We start from the raw sequence: 20,034 nt of genomic DNA on the forward strand, positions 1-20,034 counted from the left end.
AACCACCTGAACACAGGCAGGAGTCGCTGGGTGACGGGTACGGAAGTTCGGAACGACGCGGAGAACACGGGACCCAGCGGCTACGCGGCGGCCCGGCTGCGCCTCCTCACCGAGGAGGCGCGGTCCGGGCCGCCGCGCCGTGCCGCTCTCGCCGAGCTGACCGACGAATGGCTGACCGGGCTGTTCGCCGCGGCCACCGAGGGCATCAAGGGCGGTGTCTCGCTCATCGCCGTGGGCGGCTACGGCCGCGGCGAGCTCTCCCCACGCAGCGACCTGGACCTCCTGCTGCTGCACGACGGCGGCGACTCCGGCGCGCTGGCCGCCGTCGCCGACCGGCTCTGGTACCCCGTCTGGGACCTGGGCCTGGCCCTCGACCACTCCGTGCGCACCCCCGCCGAGGCCCGCAGGACCGCCGGCGAGGACCTCAAGGTCCAGCTCGGCCTGCTCGACGCCCGCCACCTCGCCGGCGACCTCGGCCTGACCTCCGGGCTGCGCACCGCGATCCTCGCCGACTGGCGCAACCAGGCGCCCAAGCGCCTGCCCGAACTCCAGGAACTCTGCGCCGAGCGCGCCGAACGCCAGGGCGAGCTCCAGTACCTCCTGGAACCCGACCTGAAGGAGGCCCGCGGCGGCCTGAGGGACGCCACCGCGCTGCGCGCCGTCGCCGCCTCCTGGCTGGCCGACGCCCCGCGCGAGGGCCTCGCCGACGCCCGCAGGCGGCTCCTCGACGTCCGCGACGCCCTGCACCTGACCACAGGGCGCGCCACCGACCGCCTGGCGCTCCAGGAGCAGGACCAGGTCGCCGCCGAACTGGACCTCCTCGACGCCGACACCCTCCTGCGCCAGGTCTACGAGTCCGCCCGCGTCATCTCGTACGCCAGCGACGTCACCTGGCGCGAAGTGGGGCGCGTGCTGCGCTCGCGCGCCGTCCGGCCCCGGCTGCGCGCCATGCTGGGCGGCGGCAAGCCGGTCGCCGAGCGCTCCCCGCTCGCCGAAGGGGTGGTGGAGCAGGACGGCGAGGTGGTGCTCGCCCGCGCCGCCCGCCCCGAACGCGACCCCGTGCTTCCGCTGCGCGCCGCGGCCGCCGCCGCCCAGGCCGGCCTCCCGCTCTCGCTGCACGCCGTACGGCGCATGGCCGCCACCGCACGCCCCCTGCCCACGCCCTGGCCCGCCGAGGCCCGCGAGCAACTGGTCACCCTGCTCGGCTCCGGCCGCCCGACCGTCGAGGTCTGGGAGGCGCTGGAGGCGGAGGGCCTGATCACCCGCCTGCTGCCCGACTGGGAGCGGGTGCGCTGCCGGCCGCAGCGCAACGCCGTGCACATCTGGACCGTCGACCGGCACCTGATCGAGACCGCCGTCCGCGCCTCCGAGTTCGCCCGCCGCGTCCACCGCCCCGACCTGCTGCTGGTCGCCGCCCTGCTGCACGACATCGGCAAGGGCTGGCCCGGCGACCACTCGGTGGCCGGCGAGATCATCGTCAAGGACGTGGCGGCCAGGATCGGCTTCGACCGCGCCGAGGTGGCGGTCCTGTCGACCCTCGTACGACACCACCTGCTGCTCATCGAGACCGCCACCCGGCGCGACCTCGAGGACCCGGCCACGGTCCGCCTGGTCGCCGACGCGGTCGGCACCCAGGGCACCCTGGAACTGCTGCACGCCCTCACCGAGGCCGACGCGCTGGCCACCGGCCCGGCGGCCTGGTCGACCTGGCGCGGCTCGCTCGTCGCCGACCTGGTCAAGCGGGTCTCGGCGGTCCTCGCCGGGGACAGCGCCGACGAGCCCGAACCGGGCGCGCCCACGGCCGAGCAGGAGCGGCTGGCCATCGAGGCCCACCGCACCGGCGCCCCGGTCCTGGCCCTGCGCGCCCAGACCGAGCCGGCGGCGGCCGGCGAGGAGCCCGCGGGCGACCCCGAACCGCTCGGCGTCGAACTGGTCATCGCCGTACCGGACCAGCCGGGCGTCCTCCCCGCCGTCTCCGGCGTGCTGGCCGTGCACCGCCTCACGGTCCGCACGGCCGAACTGCGCTCCCTCCGGCTCCCGGCCGACGTCGACGACGGCACCGTCCTGCTCCTCAACTGGCGGGTCGCGGCCGAGTACGGCTCGCTGCCGCAGGCGGCCCGGCTCCGCGCCGACCTGGTCCGCGCCCTGGACGGCTCCCTGGACATCGCCGGCCGCCTCGCGGAGCGGGACGCGGCCTATCCGAGGCGCCGGGGCTGGGTGGCCCCGCCGCCGCGCGTGACGGTGGCCTCCGCGGCCTCCCGGCACGCGACGGTCTTCGAGGTCCGCGCCCAGGACGCGCCGGGTCTGCTGTTCCGGATCGGGCGGGCGCTGGAGGACGCCGAGGTGCGGGTGCGCAGCGCGCATGTCAGCACGCTCGGCTCCAACGCCGTCGACGCCTTCTACGTGACCGGCACCGACCACGCGCCGCTGCCCGCGGAGGAGGCGGCCTCTGTGGCCAGGAAGCTGGAGGAGACGCTGAGGGCGTGACCCTGGGCTCGCGTCACGCGTTTCACCGGGTGTGCTCCTCGCCGAGGCGAGGACGGTCCTGGTCCGCCTCTTCGCGGGAAGGGCCGGTCGGCGATGCCTGCTCCCCGCCGCCGCGGGGATCTCGTCCCCGTCCGCGGATCCGGCAGGCGGGGACGATTCGCTTGCGCGGCCAGATACCCTGGAGGGCAGCCCAGACTGTCGCCTAAGCCGAGGACCGACGCAGCCGTGTTCGATACCCTTTCTGATCGTCTCTCAGCCACTTTCAAGTCCCTCAGGGGCAAAGGTCGGCTCAGCGAGGCGGATATCGACGCCACGGCCCGGGAAATCCGCATCGCCCTCCTTGAGGCGGACGTGGCCCTCCCGGTCGTCCGCACGTTCATCAAGAACGTCAAGGAGCGCTCGCTGGGCGCCGAGGTCTCCAAGGCGCTGAACCCGGCCCAGCAGGTCCTGAAGATCGTCAACGACGAGCTGGTCACGATCCTCGGCGGCGAGACGCGCCGGCTGCGGTTCGCCAAGCAGCCGCCCACCGTGATCATGCTGGCCGGTCTCCAGGGTGCCGGTAAGACCACCCTCGCGGGCAAGCTCGGCCGCTGGCTCAAGGAGCAGGGCCACTCCCCGCTGCTCGTCGCCGCCGACCTCCAGCGCCCCAACGCCGTCAACCAGCTGAGCGTGGTCGCCGAGCGCGCCGGTGTCGCCGTCTACGCGCCCGAGCCCGGCAACGGCGTCGGGGACCCGGTCAAGGTCGCCAAGGACTCCATCGAGTTCGCCAAGCAGAAGGTCCACGACATCGTGATCGTGGACACCGCCGGCCGGCTCGGCATCGACCAGGAGCTGATGCAGCAGGCGGCCGACATCCGGGACGCCGTCTCGCCCGACGAGATCCTCTTCGTCGTCGACGCCATGATCGGCCAGGACGCCGTCACCACCGCCGAGGCCTTCCAGGACGGCGTCGGCTTCGACGGTGTCGTCCTGTCCAAGCTCGACGGCGACGCCCGCGGCGGTGCCGCGCTCTCCATCCGCCAGGTCACCGGCAAGCCGATCATGTTCGCGTCGAACGGCGAGAAGCTGGAGGACTTCGACGCCTTCCACCCGGACCGGATGGCCTCCCGCATCCTCGACATGGGTGACCTGCTCACCCTCATCGAGCAGGCGGAGAAGACGTTCAGCCAGGAAGAGGCCCAGAAGATGGCCTCCAAGCTGGCGTCGAAGAAGGGCCAGGACTTCACCCTGGACGACTTCCTGGCCCAGATGGAACAGGTCAGGAAGATGGGCAGCATCAGCAAGCTGCTCGGGATGCTGCCCGGTATGGGGCAGATCAAGGACCAGATCAACAACCTCGACGAGCGGGACGTCGACCGCACCGCCGCGATCATCAAGTCGATGACCCCGGGCGAGCGCCAGGACCCGACGATCATCAACGGCTCCCGCCGCGCCCGTATCGCCAAGGGTTCCGGTGTCGAGGTCAGCGCCGTGAAGAACCTTGTCGAGCGGTTCTTCGAGGCCCGCAAGATGATGTCCCGCATGGCACAGGGCGGCGGCATGCCGGGCATGCCGGGGATCCCGGGCATGGGCGGCGGCCCCGGCCGGCAGAAGAAGCAGCCGAAGCAGGCCAAGGGCAAGCAGCGCTCCGGCAACCCGATGAAGCGCAAGCAGCAGGAGCTGGAGGAGGCGCAGCGCCGCGAGGCCGCCGCGCAGAGCGGGAACGCCTTCGGGCTGCCGCAGCAGGGCGCCGAGAACTTCGAGCTGCCGGACGAGTTCAAGAAGTTCATGGGCTGAGTTCACCCGTCGCGAGTGCCCGGGGTCGCAACGGCCTCCGGGCGAGCGCGGACGACGGCGGCTTGACGCGATCGTGTGATGGCCGCTTCGGGACGTTCGCGCAGGCGTCGGGTTCCCCCGGTCACCGCCGGGGGTGCCTCCAGGCACCACACCCGGCGTCCCGGACCGCGCCGATCATGTCGCCCAGGCGCGCACCTGAGTCAGCGAGCCCGAAGGGGCGCGGGGCTGTGTCGATCCGCGGCGCCCGGCGGAACGCTCAGTACACGCGGGCGATCAGATACCGGAAGACGTTCGGCATCCACACCGTGCCGTCGGGCCGCAGGTGCGCATGGAGGGCCTCGGCCAGCTCCTTGCCGACCTGCTCCTCACCGGCCGCCGCGATCCCCGTGTCGAACAGCCCGGTCGACAGCAGCCCCCGCACAGCGCTGTCCGTGTCGGCGTACCCGAACGGACAGGAGACCCGCCCGGAACCGTCGATCCGCAGTCCGGCCCGTTGGGCCACCTCCTCCAGATCGTCGCGGCACGCGGGCCGCCAGCTTCCGGCGCTCCGCAAAGGATCGGCCAACTTCGCGGCCACCCGCAGCACGGACGAGGTCGCGCAGCGTTCCGGCGGACCCCAGCCGGCCAGCACCACGGCGGCGCCGTGCTCCGCCAGGGGCGTCGCCTCGGCGAGCAGGTCGCCGAGTTCCTCGGCGTCACCGGCCTGGCAGCCGATCGGGTCGAAGGCGGTGATCAGGTCGTACGCCGGCGCCTGCCCGACCGCCGCGTCCCGGGGCGCGCCCTCGACGATCCGGGCGGAGCGGCCACGCGCGCGTGCGCTCCGGGCCGGGTCGGGCAGCAGACGCTCACGGGCGAGCGCGAGCCGTTCGGGGCAGGAGTCGACACCGGTGACCGCGGCCCCTCTGGCCGCCGCCATCAGCAGGGCGAGACCGGAACCGCAGCGCAGGCCGAGCAGCCGGGTGGCGGGACCCACTTCGAGCCGCTCGTGGACGGTCTCGTAGAGCGGCACCAGCATCCGCTCCTGGATCTCGGACCAGTCACGCGCGCGTGCCCCCATGTTCACCCGGGGTGGTGAGTCCGCGTGAGACAGGTGGCGCCGCACGAGCGTAGGTGTCATAGATATGCGCCCCAATCCGCCGAGAGTTACGCACTGACCGATTCCGTGGCCCCGGTGCCGTGCGCTCGCACTTCCCACCTATGCCACATAACTCCGGGCTCGCGATGGCGTCCAGAGGTCGCGGGTCCCGGCTTGTACGTGGGCCGCGACTGTGGCGAGATTTCACATCCCGGCAACTTGGGGCTCTACCATCTGACCCACGACCCGCGGTTCCGGCCATGGTCGGGCGGGCCGGCGACCGCACGGTCCGCTCGCCGGAAAGGGGCCGGTGCCGGACGGCGACGGGCCGCGGGTAACGTCGGGGCCGCCGCGCGCGCTGACCGGGGTGGGGCTTCCGCCACGAGGGCGGCCGAAACGCCACTTGCGCATCCGTCGGCCTTCGTCGTCCAGGCGTCCGGGCGATGGGTACGTGGCGGGTCGTACGTCAGGCTACGCACCGGCTTGGTATGGCCTGTGAGGCTTCTCCGCAGATCAGCGCACCCGTACTCGTCTCCACGCATCAGCGGCAACTGACGGGTAAGTGCAAATTATTTGGGATGACCCGGAATAGGAACACAGGGGCACTCCCGCTCGTTCTCATTACGTGAGCACGACACAGACACCACCTGTTCTCGCCGCAGAGCTGGCGCAGGCGTGGGCCGACATTCAGCGGTACCACCCCGAGCTGCCGGACCTTGCCGCGCCAGAGTCCCTGATCGGGGAGTCGTCGTCCGCGTGCGGGCACGAGCTCTCCTTCGAGCGACTGCTCCATGAGGCAGTCCACGGCATCGCCGCCTCCCGCGGGATCCGCGACACCTCCCGGGCCGGCCGCTACCACAACCGCCGATTCCTCGCGATCGCCGAGGAGTTGGGCCTGGACCACCCCGACGAGCCGCATCCCAGCAGCGGCTTCTCGCTGGTCACGCTCAACCCCGAGGCGAAGCGACGCTACCGCCCGACCATCGAGAGACTGCAGCGCGCTCTCAAGGCGCACACGGTGGCCACGTCCGCCGACACCACCCGCACCTTCCGCGGCCCGGCCGCCCGCCACGGCTCCTCCGGCGGCGGCGTCCGGGTCAAGGCCGTGTGCGACTGCGGGCGCAACGTCCGCGTGGTCCCGTCGGTCCTGGCCCAGGCCCCCATCGTCTGCGGCGGCTGCGGCAAACCGTTCCGTATCCCGGAGGTCGTGGGAGCGGCATAGGCCACGGCTGCTCGTGGCAGCCGCAGCCATTGCTCCTCGTCACGCCCTGCTCTCCCGTGGGCCGCCCCGAGCCTCGAAAGCCCGCGGGCAGCCGTGCCTCCCCCAGTGCCTCAAGGGCCTGGGCGGTACCCCGGGCGGCACGTGGGCGCGGACGGCTCCGCCGGCGACGGCACGCGCACCCGACGTACCTCACCTTCGCGCCGGGTGCGTCTCCGGCATGCCCGCAGCCGCCCTCCCCGGCCGTCGGCCAAAAGCGACCCGCGGGGTGTGGCACAATGGCTAGCTGTACTCGACAGCCGCACAGGACCCCTCTCTCCTCCGGCTGACGCGTCCGTCGGGCACTCGGGTACCGCAACCCCACGCGGCAGTCTCGCCGTGCCCAACCACGTCAAATCCAGGAGAACCCACTCCCGTGGCAGTCAAGATCAAGCTGAAGCGTCTGGGCAAGATCCGTTCGCCTCACTACCGCATCGTCGTCGCCGACTCCCGCACCCGCCGTGACGGCCGTGCGATCGAGGAGATCGGCAAGTACCACCCGACCTACAACCCGTCGGTCATCGAGGTGGACGCCGACCGCGTGGCGTACTGGCTCGGCGTCGGCGCCCAGCCGACCGAGCCCGTGCTCGCCATCCTGAAGAAGACCGGCGACTGGCAGAAGTTCAAGGGCGAGCCCGCCCCGGCGCCGCTGCTCGTCGCCGCGCCGAAGGCCGCGCGTCCGTCGTTCGAGGCGCTCGGCGGTGACGACGAGGGCAAGGGTGAGGCGATCACCCAGAAGAAGAAGGCTGAGAAGAAGGACGAGGCCGCGGCTGAGTCCGAGTCGACCGAGGCCTGAGCAGCATGCTCGAAGAGGCGCTTGAGCACCTCGTGAAGGGCATCGTCGACAACCCTGACGATGTGCAGGTCGCCTCGCGCGACCTGCGCCGCGGGCGGGTGCTGGAGGTCCGGGTGCACCCCGACGACCTCGGCAAGGTGATCGGCCGCAACGGCCGCACCGCGCGTGCCCTGCGTACCGTCGTGGGCGCCATCGGCGGTCGCGGAGTCCGGGTCGACCTCGTCGACGTGGACCACGTCCGCTGACGCTTATCGCAACCGGCTCGGGCCGGGGAGGGCCACTGGCCGTCCCCGGCCCGCAGTCGTATGAGCAGGCCGAGCAGGAGATGACAGGAGAACAGGCACAGTGCAGCTGGTAGTCGCACGGATCGGCCGCGCCCACGGCATCAAGGGCGAGGTCACCGTCGAGGTACGTACCGACGAGCCGGAGCTCAGGCTCGCGCCCGGCGCCGTACTCGCCACCGATCCCGCGTCGGCGGGACCGCTCACCATCGAGACCGGCCGGGTGCACAGCGGCCGTCTGCTCCTGCGCTTCGAGGGCGTCAAGGACCGTACCGGCGCCGAGGCCCTGCGCAACACCCTCCTGATCGCCGAGATCGACCCGGAGGAGCTGCCCGAGGGCGAGGACGAGTACTACGACCACCAGCTGATCGACCTGGACGTGGTCACCGAGGACGGCACCGAGGTCGGCCGGATCACCGAGATCTCGCACCTGCCCTCCCAGGACCTCTTCATCGTGGAGCGGCCGGACGGCAGCGAGGTGATGATCCCGTTCGTGGGGGAGATCGTCACCGAGATCGACCTGGAGGAGCAGAAGGCGGTCATCGCACCGCCGCCCGGCCTGATCGACGACCAGGCGGTCGGTGACGAAGTCGCTGACGGACGCAGCTCCTCGTCCAGGGACGACAGCGCATGAGGCTCGACGTCGTCACGATCTTCCCCGAGTACCTCGAACCCCTGAACGTCTCGCTCGTCGGCAAGGCACGCGCGCGTGGGCAGCTCGGCGTCCAGGTGCACGATCTGCGCGCCTGGACGTACGACCGGCACAACACGGTCGACGACACCCCGTACGGCGGCGGCCCCGGCATGGTCATGAAGACCGAGCCCTGGGGCGACGCCCTCGACACCGTCCTCGCCGACGGCTACGAGACCGGCGCGCACGCCCCCGCGCTCATCGTGCCCACCCCGAGCGGCCGCCCCTTCACCCAGGAACTCGCCGTGGAACTGTCCGAGCGGCCCTGGCTGATCTTCACACCGGCCCGCTACGAGGGCATCGACCGGCGCGTCATGGACGAGTACGCCACCCGGATGCCGGTCTACGAGGTGTCCATCGGCGACTACGTCCTCGCCGGCGGTGAGGCGGCGGTCCTGGTGATCACCGAGGCCGTGGCCCGGCTGCTGCCCGGCGTCCTCGGCAACGCCGAGTCGCACCGCGACGACTCCTTCGCACCCGGCGCGATGGCGAACCTCCTGGAGGGCCCCGTCTACACCAAGCCGCCCGTCTGGCGCGGCCGGGACATCCCCGACGTGCTGCTCAGCGGCCACCACGGCAAGATCGCCCGCTGGCGCCGCGACGAGGCCCTGAAGCGGACCACCGCCCACCGGCCCGACCTGATCGAGCGCTGCGACCCCAAGGCGTTCGACAAGAAGGACCGCGAGATGCTCTCCATCCTGGGCTGGGCCCCGGATCCGGAGGGCGAACCCCACGGCCGATTTTGGCGCAGGCCAGAGAGCGTGGAAGAATAGGCCGCTGCTGTGCGTCCGTCCGGTGTGCGCCCCTGCCGCAGGGGGACACGACGCTCGCCCCGACCCGCGCGGCAGACCCCATGGAACACCTAGTTTCCGTTGATGACCTGTGGCATCAGCGAGGAAAGCAGACGAAATGTCTCACCTGCTCGACACCGTCGACGCCGCGTCGCTGCGCAGCGACGTCCCGGCCTTCCGCCCGGGTGACACCGTCAACGTCCACGTCCGCGTCATCGAGGGCAACCGCTCCCGTGTGCAGCAGTTCAAGGGCGTTGTGATCCGCCGTCAGGGCAGCGGTGTCCGCGAGACCTTCACGGTCCGCAAGGTCTCCTTCTCCGTCGGCGTCGAGCGCACCTTCCCGGTGCACACCCCGATCGTCGAGAAGATCGAGCTCGTCACCCGCGGTGACGTGCGTCGCGCCAAGCTCTACTACCTGCGCGACCTGCGCGGTAAGGCCGCGAAGATCAAGGAGAAGCGCGAGAAGTGATCTCGCGTGCCGGCCCCCGCACGCCGTAGGCGAATGAGCCGGTAAGAAGGAGTCTCATCGAGGCCGGATAGCATCTGGCCCCGATGGACACCGAAGCACAGCACACGGAGCGCGACCGCTCCTCCCGCCCCGAACCAGAGGCCGCGGAGGACCGGTCGCGTTTCGCGTTGGCGGCGCGGGTCACCCAGCGGGTCACCGACTGGCTGCCCGGCGGCTGGATCACCCTCACCCTCTTCACCTGCCTGGCGTTTTTGCTCGTCCTCAACACATTCGTGGCGCAACCATTCCAGATTCCCAGCGGATCCATGGAACAGGGATTGAGGATCGGGGACCGCGTTCTCGTAAATAAGTTGGCGTACCGTTTCGGTGCCGGGCCGCGCCGGGGAGATGTCGTGGTGTTCGACGGCTCCGGGTACTTCGGGGACGCCGACTACATCAAACGCGTCGTCGGCGTGGGAGGAGACCACGTGGTCTGCTGCGACAAGAAGGGGAGGATCGAGGTGAACGGCCGGCCGGTCGACGAGACCGCGTTCCTCTATCCCGGGGACACCCCCTCAGGCGTGGCCTTCGACGTCGTCGTCCCCGGCGGCAGGCTCTTCGTCCTCGGCGACCACCGCAGCGACTCCAGCGACTCCCGCGACCACCTCGGCTCACCCGGCGGCGGCATGATCCCCGTCAAGGAGGTCATCGGCCGGGCCGACTGGATCATTTGGCCGTACGCCCACTGGACCCGTCTCACCCGTCCCGCCGCCTACGCGCGCGTGCCGTCGGCCGGAGCGTCCCATGGGTAACCGCGGCAAGCCGCGCGGCGCGCCGGTCGACGTCGCCGCCAACCTGCTGCCCACCGGGGCCCGGCGCACCTCCGGCCCGGGCGGCCGTTCCCGCGCGGAGCGGCGCAAGCTGCAGCGCAAGGTCAAGCGCAAGCGCCGGCGCGGCGCGGTGCGGGAGATACCGCTGCTGGTCGGCGTGGCCGTCCTGATAGCGCTCGTCCTGAAGACGTTCCTCGTCCAGGCCTTCGTGATCCCGTCGGGTTCCATGGAGCAGACGATCCGGATCGGCGACCGGGTCCTGGTGGACAAGTTCACCCCGTGGTTCGGGTGGAAACCGCACCGCGGCGACGTCGTCGTCTTCCATGACCCGGGCGGCTGGCTGGCGGACGAGCAGACCACCAAGGCGAACGACCCGGTCGGAGTCAAGCAGGTCAAGGAAGGGCTCACCTTCATCGGCCTGCTGCCGTCCGCCAACGAGAAGGACCTCATCAAGCGGGTCATCGGCGTCGGCGGCGACCACGTCAAGTGCTGTGACGCACAGGGCCGGGTGACCGTCAACGGCGTACCCCTGACCGAGGGCGACTACCTGTATCCCGGAAACGCACCCTCCATGCAGGAGTTCGATATCACCGTCCCCCAGGGGCGGCTGTGGGTGATGGGCGACCACCGGGGCAACTCGGCCGACTCCCGGGCGCACATGAACACCGACTACGGGGGCACGGTCGCCGTCACCTCGGTGGTGGGCCGGGCCATGATGATCGGCTGGCCCGTCGGCCACTGGACCAAGCTCGACGAACCTAAAACCTTCGCAAGCGTTTCTGACTCCGGGTCGGGGTCGACCGCGGCTCCCCAGGTGTCGCATAGGGTTGCCTCCGACGATCCGAACGGATACATCCAACTCCCGAGCCCTGCGGAACTCCCGCTCGTTATGGGAGTGGTGGGCCTGCGCCGGGGACGGCGCGGGCGGCGGCACGGAGTAAGGAGTTGGCGTGGGGGATGTGGCGGTTGGCGCACGGTCGGGACACGACGGCGAGGAGCACAGCGGGCGCCCCGTGGAGAATGTCCCCTCCGCAGACGGCGCCTCGACCTCCGGAAACGGCACCGGGCCCGGTGGAGACGGCACCCCGGCAGAGGGTCCGTACTCCGGAGGTGACGGCGCGGGCACGGACGGGGACCCGGGTGAGCCCGCGGCGCCCGCACCGAAGAAGCAACGCTCCTTCTGGAAGGAGCTGCCGATCCTGGTCGTCATCGCCCTGGTGCTGGCGCTGCTGATCAAGACCTTCCTGGTGCAGGCGTTCTCGATCCCCTCGGACTCGATGCAGAACACCCTCCAGCAGGGTGACCGGGTCCTGGTCGACAAGCTCACCCCGTGGTTCGGCTCCAAGCCGGAGCGCGGCGAGGTCGTCGTCTTCCACGACCCGGACGACTGGCTGGCGGGCGAGCCCACCGTCCAGCCGAACGCGATCCAGACCTTCCTCAGCTGGATCGGCCTGATGCCGTCCGCCGAGGAGCGGGACCTGATCAAGCGGGTCATCGGCGTCGGTGGCGACACCGTCTCCTGCAAGAACAGCGGACCGCTCATGGTCAACGGCCACCCGCTGAACGAGCCGTATGTGTACCCGGGCAACACCCCGTGCAGCGTCGACGACCAGGGCGGCCAGTTCACGGTCCACGTGCCCAAGGGCTACATCTGGGTGATGGGCGACCACCGCCAGAACTCCCGGGACTCGCGCTACAACCAGTCCGACAAGCACCACGGCATGGTCCCGGTGAAGGACGTCGTCGGGCGTGCCATCGTCAAGGCCTGGCCGATCAACCGCTGGGGCACGCTGCCGATCCCGGACACCTTCGACCAGAGCGGCATCAACACGCAGTCGTCCGCCGCGGCCTCGCTCTCGGTGGCGCCGCAGGGCGTGGCCGTGGCCGCCGTCCTGCCGGTCGTGGCGTGGCGCCGTCGGCGTGGCGACCGCGTCGAGCGGAAGTTCGACAGGCGCGTGGCCGCCGGCAAGCGCTGACCGCCTCGCGCACGCCTGTGCTGACCGCCCCATGTGAAAGCCTTGGGGAGCTTGTGACCAGGGGCGCCGAAGAAGGGCTGCCCCTGCCCGGTACCGCCGGGTAGGGTGCGGCCTCATGGGCGACAGCACGATACGTACGGCGCCGCGCAGCGGCGGAGGCACCAGCACGAGTGCGGCACAGGCCGGCGGCAGGCTCGGACAGCGGTTGTCCGGGATCGCCGTGGCGCTGGGCATCGTGCTGTTCCTCGGCGGATTCGCCTGGGGAGCGGTGGTCTACCGGCCGTACACCGTGCCGACCAGCTCGATGACGCCGACGATCGAGGCCGGGGACCGGGTCCTCGGCCAGCGCATCGACGGCAGCCAGGTGCGCCGGGGCGATGTCGTCGTCTTCAAGGACAAGAGCTGGGTCAGCAACGCGGACGTCGTCAAGCGGGTGGTCGCGGTCGGCGGGGACACCGTGTCCTGCTGCACCGACGGCAAGCTGACGGTCAACGGCAAGCAGATCGACGAGCCGTACCTGCCGGCGGGCAGCCAGGCCGAGTTGCAGGGCTTCCCGAGCGTCACCGTCCCGAAGGGCCGGCTCTTCCTCCTCGGTGACGAGCGCCAGGGCTCCCTGGACTCCACCGCCCACCTCACGGACGCGGCGCAGGGCACGGTCGCCCGCAGCGCCGTGACCGCCCGCGTGGATTCGGTGATCTGGCCGATGAAGGGCCTGCTCAAGCGCCCGACCGGCTTCGAGACGCTGGGCGCCCTCTCCCGGCCGGGGCCGCTGCGCGTCATCGAGTTCATGATCGTGGCCGGTGGCGTGCTGGTCCTCGCGGGCGGCGCCTACGGCCCGGTCGCGAACCTGCTGGGCCGTTCCCGCCCCCGCGCCCGTACGGAGCCCGCCGGTGCCCGCTGAGGCGCTGACGGAGGGCCGCCTGCGCAAGGTGGCCCGGGTGGTCCTCCTCGACCCCGAGAACCGCATCCTGCTCCTGCACGGCCATGAGCCGGACGACCCGGCCGACGACTGGTGGTTCACCCCCGGCGGCGGTCTGGAGGGCGACGAGACCCGTGAGCAGGCCGCTTTGCGGGAACTCGCCGAGGAAACCGGCATCACGGACGTCGAACTCGGTCCGGTGCTGTGGCGGCGGACATGCTCCTTCCCGTTCGCCGGCCGCCGCTGGGACCAGGACGAGTGGTACTACCTGGCCCGTACGGCGCAGACGGCCATCGAGGCCACCGCCCTGACCGAGCTGGAGCAGCGCAGTGTGGCCGGAGCACGTTGGTGGACGTGCCAGGAACTGACCCGGGCACATGAGACGGTGTATCCGACCAGACTCGCCGAGCTGTTCCGTAGGCTGCTCGACGAAGGTCCCCCCGCCGGGCCCGTCACCCTTGACACGGAAATCGTCTAGGGGCGTGCGGGACTGGCGCACAATGGTGGGATCGCACGGCTGAAGGGGAACATGCCATGAGCGCCGAGGACCTCGAGAAGTACGAGACCGAGATGGAGCTGAAGCTCTACCGGGAGTACCGCGATGTCGTCGGTCTGTTCAAATACGTGATCGAGACCGAGCGGCGCTTCTACCTCACCAACGACTACGAGATGCAGGTGCACTCGGTCCAGGGAGAAGTCTTTTTCGAGGTGTCCATGGCGGATGCCTGGGTCTGGGACATGTACCGGCCGGCCCGCTTCGTGAAGCAGGTCCGTGTGCTCACGTTCAAGGACGTGAACATTGAGGAGCTGAACAAGAGCGACCTGGAGCTTCCGGGCGGCTGAGCGGTGGAGTCGTGGTCACTCGTGTGGGTGATGAAGTTGTCCACAACCGCTGAGTAACCCACCAAGATCAACTTCTTGGCGGGGGATGCGTGACGGTTGGCGCCGGAGGTGGTGCCGACATGGACACGAATCTGGCACGCAGTGCACTCGGCAAGTACGGCGAGACGCTGGCCGCACGGCGGCTGGCCGAGGCCGGTCTGACGGTCCTGGAGCGCAACTGGCGCTGCGGCAGGACGGGCGAGATCGACATCGTGGCGCGGGACGGGGACGTCCTGGTCGTCTGCGAGGTCAAGACCCGGCGGGCGGGCGTCTTCGAGCACCCCATGGCCGCGGTCTCCCCGGAGAAGGCGCGGCGCCTGCGCGACCTCGCCGAACACTGGATCCACGCACACGGCGGGGCACCGCCGGGCGGCGTCCGCATCGACGTGGTCGGGGTGCTCCTGCCGCGGCGCGGGGCGCCCGTGGTCGAGCACGCCCGGGGGGTGGCGTGAGATGGGGTTCGCCCGTACCTGCTCGGTGGCGCTGGTCGGCGTCGAGGGCGTGGTGGTCGAGGTCCAGGCCGACCTGGAGCCCGGGGTGGCCGCCTTCACCCTGGTGGGGCTGCCGGACAAGAGCCTGACCGAGAGCCGGGACCGGGTCCGCGCCGCGGTGGTGAACTCGGGCGCCTCCTGGCCCTCGAAGAAGCTCACCGTCGGGCTCAGCCCGGCGTCCGTGCCGAAGAGCGGCAGCGGCTTCGACCTCGCGGTGGCCGCGGCCGTGCTCGGGGCGGCCGAGCGGATCGATCCCCGGGTGCTCGCCGAGATCGTGATGATCGGCGAGCTGGGCCTGGACGGCCGGGTCCGGCCGGTCCGGGGCATCCTGCCCGCCGTGCTGGCCGCCGCCGACGCCGGATACGAGCAGGTGGTCGTGCCGGAGAGCGCGGTGCCGGAGGCCTCGCTGGTGCCGGGGGTGTCCGTGCTGGGCGTCCGCAGCCTGCGCCAGCTGATCGCCGTCCTCACCGACGAACCGGTGCCCGACGAGGAGCCCGTTCCCGGCGAGATCCGCCCGGACCCGTTCCTCGCCGGGCTCGCCCTCCCGGGCATGGGGCTCGGCACCGGCATGGTCACCGGCGACCACGCCCCCGACCTGGCGGACGTCGCCGGGCAGCAGGTGGCCCGGGCCGCCCTGGAGGTGGCCGCGGCCGGACGCCATCACGTCTTCTTCAAGGGCCCGCCCGGCGCCGGCAAGACCATGCTGGCCGAACGGCTGCCGGGCCTGCTGCCCGAGCTGAGCCGGCAGGAGTCCCTGGAGGTCACCGCCGTCCACTCGGTCGCCGGGATGCTGCCACCCGGCCACCCGCTGGTCGACAGGCCGCCCTACTGCTCCCCGCACCACTCGGCCACCATGGCCTCCCTGGTCGGCGGCGGAACCGGCCTGCCGCGCCCCGGAGCGGTCTCCCTGGCCCACCGCGGCGTGCTCTTCCTGGACGAGGCCGCCGAGTTCCACAGCAGCGTCCTGGACGCCCTGCGCCAGCCCCTGGAGTCGGGCCATGTCGTCATCGCCCGGGCCGCCGGGATGCTGCGGATGCCCGCGCGGTTTCTCATGGTCCTGGCCGCCAACCCCTGCCCCTGCGGCCGGCACGGCACCGCTGGCGACGGCTGCGAGTGCCGGCCCTCCTCGATCAAGCGGTACCGCGCCCGGCTCTCCGGCCCCCTGATGGACCGCGTGGACCTCAGGGTGAGCGTCGAACCCGTCGCCAGGCAGGAGCTGCTGCGGCTGCACACCGGCGCCGAGTCCTCCGCCGCCGTGGCCGACCGGGTGCGCACGGCCCGGGAGCGGGCCGCCCGGCGCTTCGACGGGCTGCCCTGGCGCACCAACAGCGAGGTCCCCGGCCATGAGCTGCGCACCCGCTGGCACGTCCGGCCGGGCGCGCTCGTCAAGGCCGAGCTGGACCTCGACCGGGGCCTGCTCACCGCCCGCGGCCTGGACCGGGTGCTCCGGGTCGCCTGGACCCTCGCCGACCTGGCGGGCCGCGACCGCCCCTCGGCCAACGACGTCAACCTGGCCCTGGAACTGCGCACCGGCGTCCGGCGCGGCGCGGTTCTGGAAGGGATCGCCCCATGAGCGACCCCGAGCTGCTCGACCGGGTCTTTCTGGCCCGGGTCGTCGAGCCCGGCGACGAGGCCGCCGGGCGGTGGGTGCGGGAGCGGGGCGTGCCGGAGGTGGCCGCCCGGCTGCGCGAACGCGGGCAGCCCCTGCCCGGTGTCGGCGGCAGACGGTGGACGGGCCTGCTGGCCCGCGCGGCGCAGGCCGACCCCCGGACCGACCTCGCCGTCGCGCGCGAGGCGGGCGCGCGGTTCGTGTGCCCCGGCGACGCCGAGTGGCCCAGCCAGCTCGACGACCTCGGCGACGCCCGCCCCCTCGGCCTGTGGGTGCGCGGCCGGCCCAGTCTGCGGATGTGGGCGCTGCGCGCCGTCGCCGTCGTCGGGGCCCGGGCCTGCACCGAGTACGGCGCCCACATGGCGGCCGTCCTCGCCGCGGGGCTCGCCGAGCGCGGCTGGGTCGTGGTGTCCGGCGGGGCCTACGGCGTCGACGGCGCCGCCCACCGCGGAGCCCTCGGCGCCGGTGGGGCCACCGTCGCCGTGCTGGCCTGCGGGGTCGACCGGCCCTACCCCCGCGGCCACACCGAGTTGATCAACAGGATCGCCGAACAGGGCCTGGTGGTGGGGGAGTTGCCGCCCGGCGAGCATCCGACGCCGAGCAGGTTCGTACTCCGCAACCGGGTCATCGCGGCGCTCACCAGGGGAACCGTCGTCGTGGAGGCCGCCCACCGCAGCGGCTCACTGGTCACCGCGCGGGCGGCGCAGCGGCTGGGCCGGTTCACCATGGGGGTGCCCGGACCGGTCACCAGCGGACTCTCGGCCGGGGTGCACGAACTGCTCCGCGGGGAGGCCGTGCTGGTCACCGATGCCGCGGAGGTCGTCGAACTCGTGGGTGACATGGGCGAGCTGGCCCCGGCCAGACGCGGCCCCGTCCTCCCGCGCGACCTGCTCGAACCCGCCGCCCGGCAGGTCCTGTCCGCGCTGCCCGGCAACCGGACGGCCTCACCCGAAGAGGTGGCACGTGGCGCCCAGACGTCCGAGGACGAGGCCGTCGCGAGGCTGTACGAACTCCGAGCACTTGGTTACGTCGAACGACACGGCGATGGCTGGAAGTTGACACGCCAGGCGGTGATCTCGGTCCGGGCCGGTCGGAGCCGGTGTTGACCGAACGTGTTCGGCCGTCCGGGGGAACCCCCGACGCCCTTGGGAATTCCCGGAGTTGACGCTCCCGTGTGATCACGCAGAGCGATGTGCCCGGCGCGGCGGGGTGCGCCGCGCAGGGGGTTCGCGCGGGGGTGGAGCCTCGTTGTTCGCGCACCGCGACTCCCCAGTCACGCTACGCTCACGAAAGGCCTGACACGGAATGCGCCAACCGACAGGAGAACGACACCTCGCCCAACCATCGCTTTCACTCCCCGCTCCCCCCACTCCACGGCACTTCACAGCACTTCCTGGCACTTCACGGCAGAACGGCACAAGGCGACGAATGCCCCAGCACACCTCCGGGTCCGACCGGGCGGCGATCCCCCCAGCCGCCCGTGACGGTGGCAGAGTCCGGCCGCCCGCTCCCTCGACGCTCGACGAGCTGTGGCGGTCGTACAAGGCGACGGGGGACGACCGGCTGCGGGAACAGCTGATCCTGCACTACTCGCCGCTGGTCAAGTACGTGGCCGGGCGGGTGAGCGTGGGCCTGCCGCCCAACGTGGAGCAGGCCGACTTCGTCTCCTCCGGCGTGTTCGGGCTCATCGACGCGATCGAGAAGTTCGACGTCGACCGGGAGATCAAGTTCGAGACGTACGCGATCACCCGGATCCGGGGCGCGATGATCGACGAGCTGCGGGCGCTGGACTGGATCCCGCGCTCGGTCCGGCAGAAGGCGCGGAACGTGGAGCGGGCCTACGCCACCCTGGAGGCGCGGCTGCGGCGCACGCCCTCGGAGGGCGAGGTCGCCGCCGAGCTGGGCATCGAGGTGGACGAGCTGCACGCCGTCTTCAGCCAGCTGTCGCTGGCCAACGTGGTGGCGCTGGAGGAGCTGCTGCACGTCGGGGGTGAGGGCGGCGACGGGCTGAGCGTGATGGACACGCTGGAGGACACCGCCGCGGACAACCCCGTGGAGGTGGCCGAGGACCGGGAGCTCAGGCGGTTTCTGGCGCGGGCGATCAACACGCTGCCGGAACGGGAGAAGACCGTGGTGACCCTCTACTACTACGAGGGCCTCACCCTCGCCGAGATCGGGAACGTGCTCGGGGTCACCGAGAGCCGGGTGAGCCAGATCCACACCAAGTCGGTGCTGCAACTGCGGGCGAAGCTGGCGAGTTTTGGCCGCTGAGCGGGTCCGGCGGGAGGTTTTCGGCCAACGGCGCCGGCCGGCACCCCGCGTCTGCGTCGTGCTGCCTCCCCTCCGGCCCGGCGCGTCCGTAAAGTGGTTGACGTGCCAAGGATTCGAGCGGCCTCCGTGGCCGAGCACCGGTCGATGCAGCGAGCCGCCCTGCTGGACGCGGCGCGCGCCCTCCTGTCCGAGGGCGGCACGGAGGCGCTGACGTTCCCCGCGCTCGCCGAGCGCACCGGGCTCGCGCGGTCCTCCGTGTACGAGTACTTCCGTTCCCGGGCCGCCGTGGTCGAGGAGCTGTGCGAGGCCGACTTCCCGGTGTGGGCGGCGGAGGTCGCGGCGGCGATGGAGCGGGCGGGCTCCGCCGAGGGCAAGGTCGAGGCGTATGTGCGGCAGCAGCTGGCCCTGGTCGGCGACCGGCGGCACCGTGCGGTGGTCGCGATCTCGGCGAGCGAGCTGGACGCGGGGGCGCGGGAGAAGATCCGGGCCGCGCACGGCGGGCTGGTCGCGATGATCGTGGAGGCGCTGGGGGAGCTGGGGCATGAGCAGCCTCGGCTGGCGGCGATGCTGGTGCAGGGGATCGTGGACGCCGCGGTACGGCGGATCGAGCTGGGGGCGGCGGAGGACCCGGCGGTGATCACCGACGCGGCGGTGGGCATGGCACTGCGGGGCGTCAGGGGCTGAGGCGCCCCGTCAGGGGCGCGGGGCTGAGTGGGCTGAGTCAATGTGCGGCTCCGCCGCGTGGGCGCGATCAGCCCCCACCGGCCCGCGGCCGCGCACCCCACAGAATCACCCCTTCGGGAGCGGTACCCCCAGCACGGGAAGCAGTCTCGAAGGACCCCGGTCCAACAACCACGGCGGCAACAGCAGCAGAGGGTCCACGTACGTCTCCCCGCGCAGCAGCCCCCAGTGCAGGCACCCACGCGCACCGCAGTGCGCACCCGCGGGCTCCACGGTCCCCACCACCTGCCCCGCGGCCACCTCGTCCCCCGTGCGCACCGTCGCCGTCACCGGCTCGTAGGTGGTGCGAAGATCCGTGCCCGCCAGCCGCACCGACACCACGCCCCTCCCCGCCACCCGCCCCGCGTAGGCGACCCGGCCCGCCGCCACCGCCCGTACCGGCTCACCGGCGGACGCCCCCACGTCGACTCCCCGGTGCCCGGGGCCGTACACCGTCGCCGGGGGTTCCCAGCCCCGCAGGACCGGCGGCCGTACCCCCACCGGCCAGGCGCGGGCGATCGCCGGCACGGGCGGCGCGGCCGGGGGCGGCGGGGCGTCCGCCCCGACCCAGGCACGGGCCGCGGTCGCCCCCAGGGCCAGCGGCAACGCCGTCACCGCCCACATCCTTCGCATCGCGCGTCGCATGACCATCATGGTCAAACCGTCCCGCAGCTCCGCCGATCATGGCCGGTACCTGTGGATTACTCCGGGGTTGTGGACAGCGGCGTCACCC

At 72.0% G+C, this 20,034-nt stretch carries 21 protein-coding genes; 19 read left to right on the plus strand and 2 right to left on the minus strand.

Annotated features, from left to right (window positions below; all coding sequences use genetic code 11):
- The first annotated feature begins 30 nt into the window (after window positions 1-30).
- Together AB0P24_RS24760 and ffh are read left to right on the plus strand one after the other, a co-directional pair.
- The gene (locus AB0P24_RS24760; RefSeq protein ID WP_365797459.1) at window positions 31-2,487 is read left to right on the plus strand and encodes a [protein-PII] uridylyltransferase; all 2,457 of its coding nucleotides are present in this window, start codon (window positions 31-33) and stop codon (window positions 2,485-2,487) included.
- A gap of 225 nt (window positions 2,488-2,712) precedes the next feature.
- A complete protein-coding gene (ffh, locus tag AB0P24_RS24765) occupies window positions 2,713-4,263 on the plus strand; it encodes a signal recognition particle protein (RefSeq protein WP_365797460.1) in 1,551 nt (516 codons plus the stop codon).
- Window positions 4,264-4,519: 256 nt separating this feature from the next.
- On the opposite strand, the gene AB0P24_RS24770 is transcribed toward ffh, so the two are convergent.
- The gene (locus AB0P24_RS24770; RefSeq protein ID WP_365797462.1) at window positions 4,520-5,380 is read right to left on the minus strand and encodes a class I SAM-dependent methyltransferase; all 861 of its coding nucleotides are present in this window, start codon (window positions 5,378-5,380) and stop codon (window positions 4,520-4,522) included.
- A gap of 583 nt (window positions 5,381-5,963) precedes the next feature.
- Here AB0P24_RS24770 and AB0P24_RS24775 point away from each other — a divergent pair.
- The 17 genes from AB0P24_RS24775 to AB0P24_RS24855 all read left to right on the plus strand — a co-directional run bounded on the left by AB0P24_RS24775 (window position 5,964) and on the right by AB0P24_RS24855 (window position 19,265).
- A complete protein-coding gene (locus AB0P24_RS24775) occupies window positions 5,964-6,560 on the plus strand; it encodes a hypothetical protein (RefSeq protein ID WP_365797463.1) in 597 nt (198 codons plus the stop codon).
- Window positions 6,561-6,972: 412 nt separating this feature from the next.
- Complete coding sequence (rpsP, locus tag AB0P24_RS24780; protein WP_071370664.1) at window positions 6,973-7,392, plus strand: 30S ribosomal protein S16; 420 nt, start codon at window positions 6,973-6,975, stop codon at window positions 7,390-7,392.
- A gap of 5 nt (window positions 7,393-7,397) precedes the next feature.
- On the plus strand, window positions 7,398-7,637 hold the full coding sequence (locus AB0P24_RS24785; protein WP_005479813.1) for an RNA-binding protein: 240 nt from the start codon (window positions 7,398-7,400) through the stop codon (window positions 7,635-7,637).
- 100 nt (window positions 7,638-7,737) lie between these two features.
- The gene (gene rimM, locus AB0P24_RS24790) at window positions 7,738-8,307 is read left to right on the plus strand and encodes a ribosome maturation factor RimM (protein WP_365797465.1); all 570 of its coding nucleotides are present in this window, start codon (window positions 7,738-7,740) and stop codon (window positions 8,305-8,307) included.
- Window positions 8,304-9,137: a tRNA (guanosine(37)-N1)-methyltransferase TrmD gene (gene trmD / locus AB0P24_RS24795; RefSeq protein ID WP_365797467.1), complete on the plus strand. Its 834-nt coding sequence runs from the start codon at window positions 8,304-8,306 to the stop codon at window positions 9,135-9,137. The genes rimM and trmD overlap by 4 nt, the downstream gene beginning before the upstream one ends.
- Window positions 9,138-9,273: 136 nt before the next feature.
- Window positions 9,274-9,624: a 50S ribosomal protein L19 gene (gene rplS / locus AB0P24_RS24800; protein WP_365797469.1), complete on the plus strand. Its 351-nt coding sequence runs from the start codon at window positions 9,274-9,276 to the stop codon at window positions 9,622-9,624.
- An 83-nt stretch (window positions 9,625-9,707) separates the two neighbouring features.
- Window positions 9,708-10,415, plus strand: a complete 708-nt coding sequence (gene lepB / locus AB0P24_RS24805) for a signal peptidase I (protein ID WP_365797471.1) — start codon at window positions 9,708-9,710, stop codon at window positions 10,413-10,415.
- Window positions 10,408-11,547, plus strand: a complete 1,140-nt coding sequence (lepB, locus tag AB0P24_RS24810; protein WP_365797473.1) for a signal peptidase I — start codon at window positions 10,408-10,410, stop codon at window positions 11,545-11,547. The genes lepB (AB0P24_RS24805) and lepB (AB0P24_RS24810) overlap by 8 nt, the downstream gene beginning before the upstream one ends.
- On the plus strand, window positions 11,447-12,409 hold the full coding sequence (lepB, locus tag AB0P24_RS24815) for a signal peptidase I (RefSeq protein ID WP_365797475.1): 963 nt from the start codon (window positions 11,447-11,449) through the stop codon (window positions 12,407-12,409). The genes lepB (AB0P24_RS24810) and lepB (AB0P24_RS24815) overlap by 101 nt, the downstream gene beginning before the upstream one ends.
- A gap of 115 nt (window positions 12,410-12,524) precedes the next feature.
- On the plus strand, window positions 12,525-13,310 hold the full coding sequence (gene lepB, locus AB0P24_RS24820; protein WP_365797477.1) for a signal peptidase I: 786 nt from the start codon (window positions 12,525-12,527) through the stop codon (window positions 13,308-13,310).
- Window positions 13,300-13,806 (plus strand): NUDIX hydrolase, encoded by a 507-nt coding sequence (locus AB0P24_RS24825; RefSeq protein ID WP_365797479.1) that lies wholly within the window; start codon window positions 13,300-13,302, stop codon window positions 13,804-13,806. Before lepB (AB0P24_RS24820) ends, AB0P24_RS24825 begins: the two co-directional genes overlap by 11 nt.
- 56 nt (window positions 13,807-13,862) lie before the next feature.
- On the plus strand, window positions 13,863-14,171 hold the full coding sequence (locus AB0P24_RS24830) for a DUF2469 domain-containing protein (RefSeq protein ID WP_003965949.1): 309 nt from the start codon (window positions 13,863-13,865) through the stop codon (window positions 14,169-14,171).
- A 119-nt stretch (window positions 14,172-14,290) separates the two neighbouring features.
- On the plus strand, window positions 14,291-14,662 hold the full coding sequence (locus AB0P24_RS24835) for a YraN family protein (protein ID WP_365797481.1): 372 nt from the start codon (window positions 14,291-14,293) through the stop codon (window positions 14,660-14,662).
- Window position 14,663: 1 nt separating this feature from the next.
- On the plus strand, window positions 14,664-16,274 hold the full coding sequence (locus AB0P24_RS24840) for a YifB family Mg chelatase-like AAA ATPase (protein WP_365797483.1): 1,611 nt from the start codon (window positions 14,664-14,666) through the stop codon (window positions 16,272-16,274).
- Window positions 16,271-17,416, plus strand: coding sequence for a DNA-processing protein DprA (gene dprA, locus AB0P24_RS24845; RefSeq protein WP_365797485.1), 1,146 nt, complete (start codon window positions 16,271-16,273; stop codon window positions 17,414-17,416). Before AB0P24_RS24840 ends, dprA begins: the two co-directional genes overlap by 4 nt.
- Window positions 17,417-17,738: 322 nt before the next feature.
- The gene (whiG, locus tag AB0P24_RS24850; protein WP_217547435.1) at window positions 17,739-18,581 is read left to right on the plus strand and encodes an RNA polymerase sigma factor WhiG; all 843 of its coding nucleotides are present in this window, start codon (window positions 17,739-17,741) and stop codon (window positions 18,579-18,581) included.
- Window positions 18,582-18,707: 126 nt separating this feature from the next.
- Window positions 18,708-19,265, plus strand: a complete 558-nt coding sequence (locus AB0P24_RS24855; RefSeq protein WP_365797535.1) for a TetR family transcriptional regulator — start codon at window positions 18,708-18,710, stop codon at window positions 19,263-19,265.
- Between the two features lie 105 nt (window positions 19,266-19,370).
- On the opposite strand, the gene AB0P24_RS24860 is transcribed toward AB0P24_RS24855, so the two are convergent.
- Window positions 19,371-19,946 carry a M23 family metallopeptidase gene (locus AB0P24_RS24860; RefSeq protein ID WP_365797488.1) on the minus strand — a complete coding sequence of 192 codons (576 nt, stop codon included), beginning with the start codon at window positions 19,944-19,946 and terminating at the stop codon, window positions 19,371-19,373.
- Window positions 19,947-20,034: the final 88 nt, after the last annotated feature.

The organism is Streptomyces sp. NPDC086519 (assembly GCF_040686075.1).
Classification (GTDB): domain Bacteria; phylum Actinomycetota; class Actinomycetes; order Streptomycetales; family Streptomycetaceae; genus Streptomyces; species Streptomyces shenzhenensis.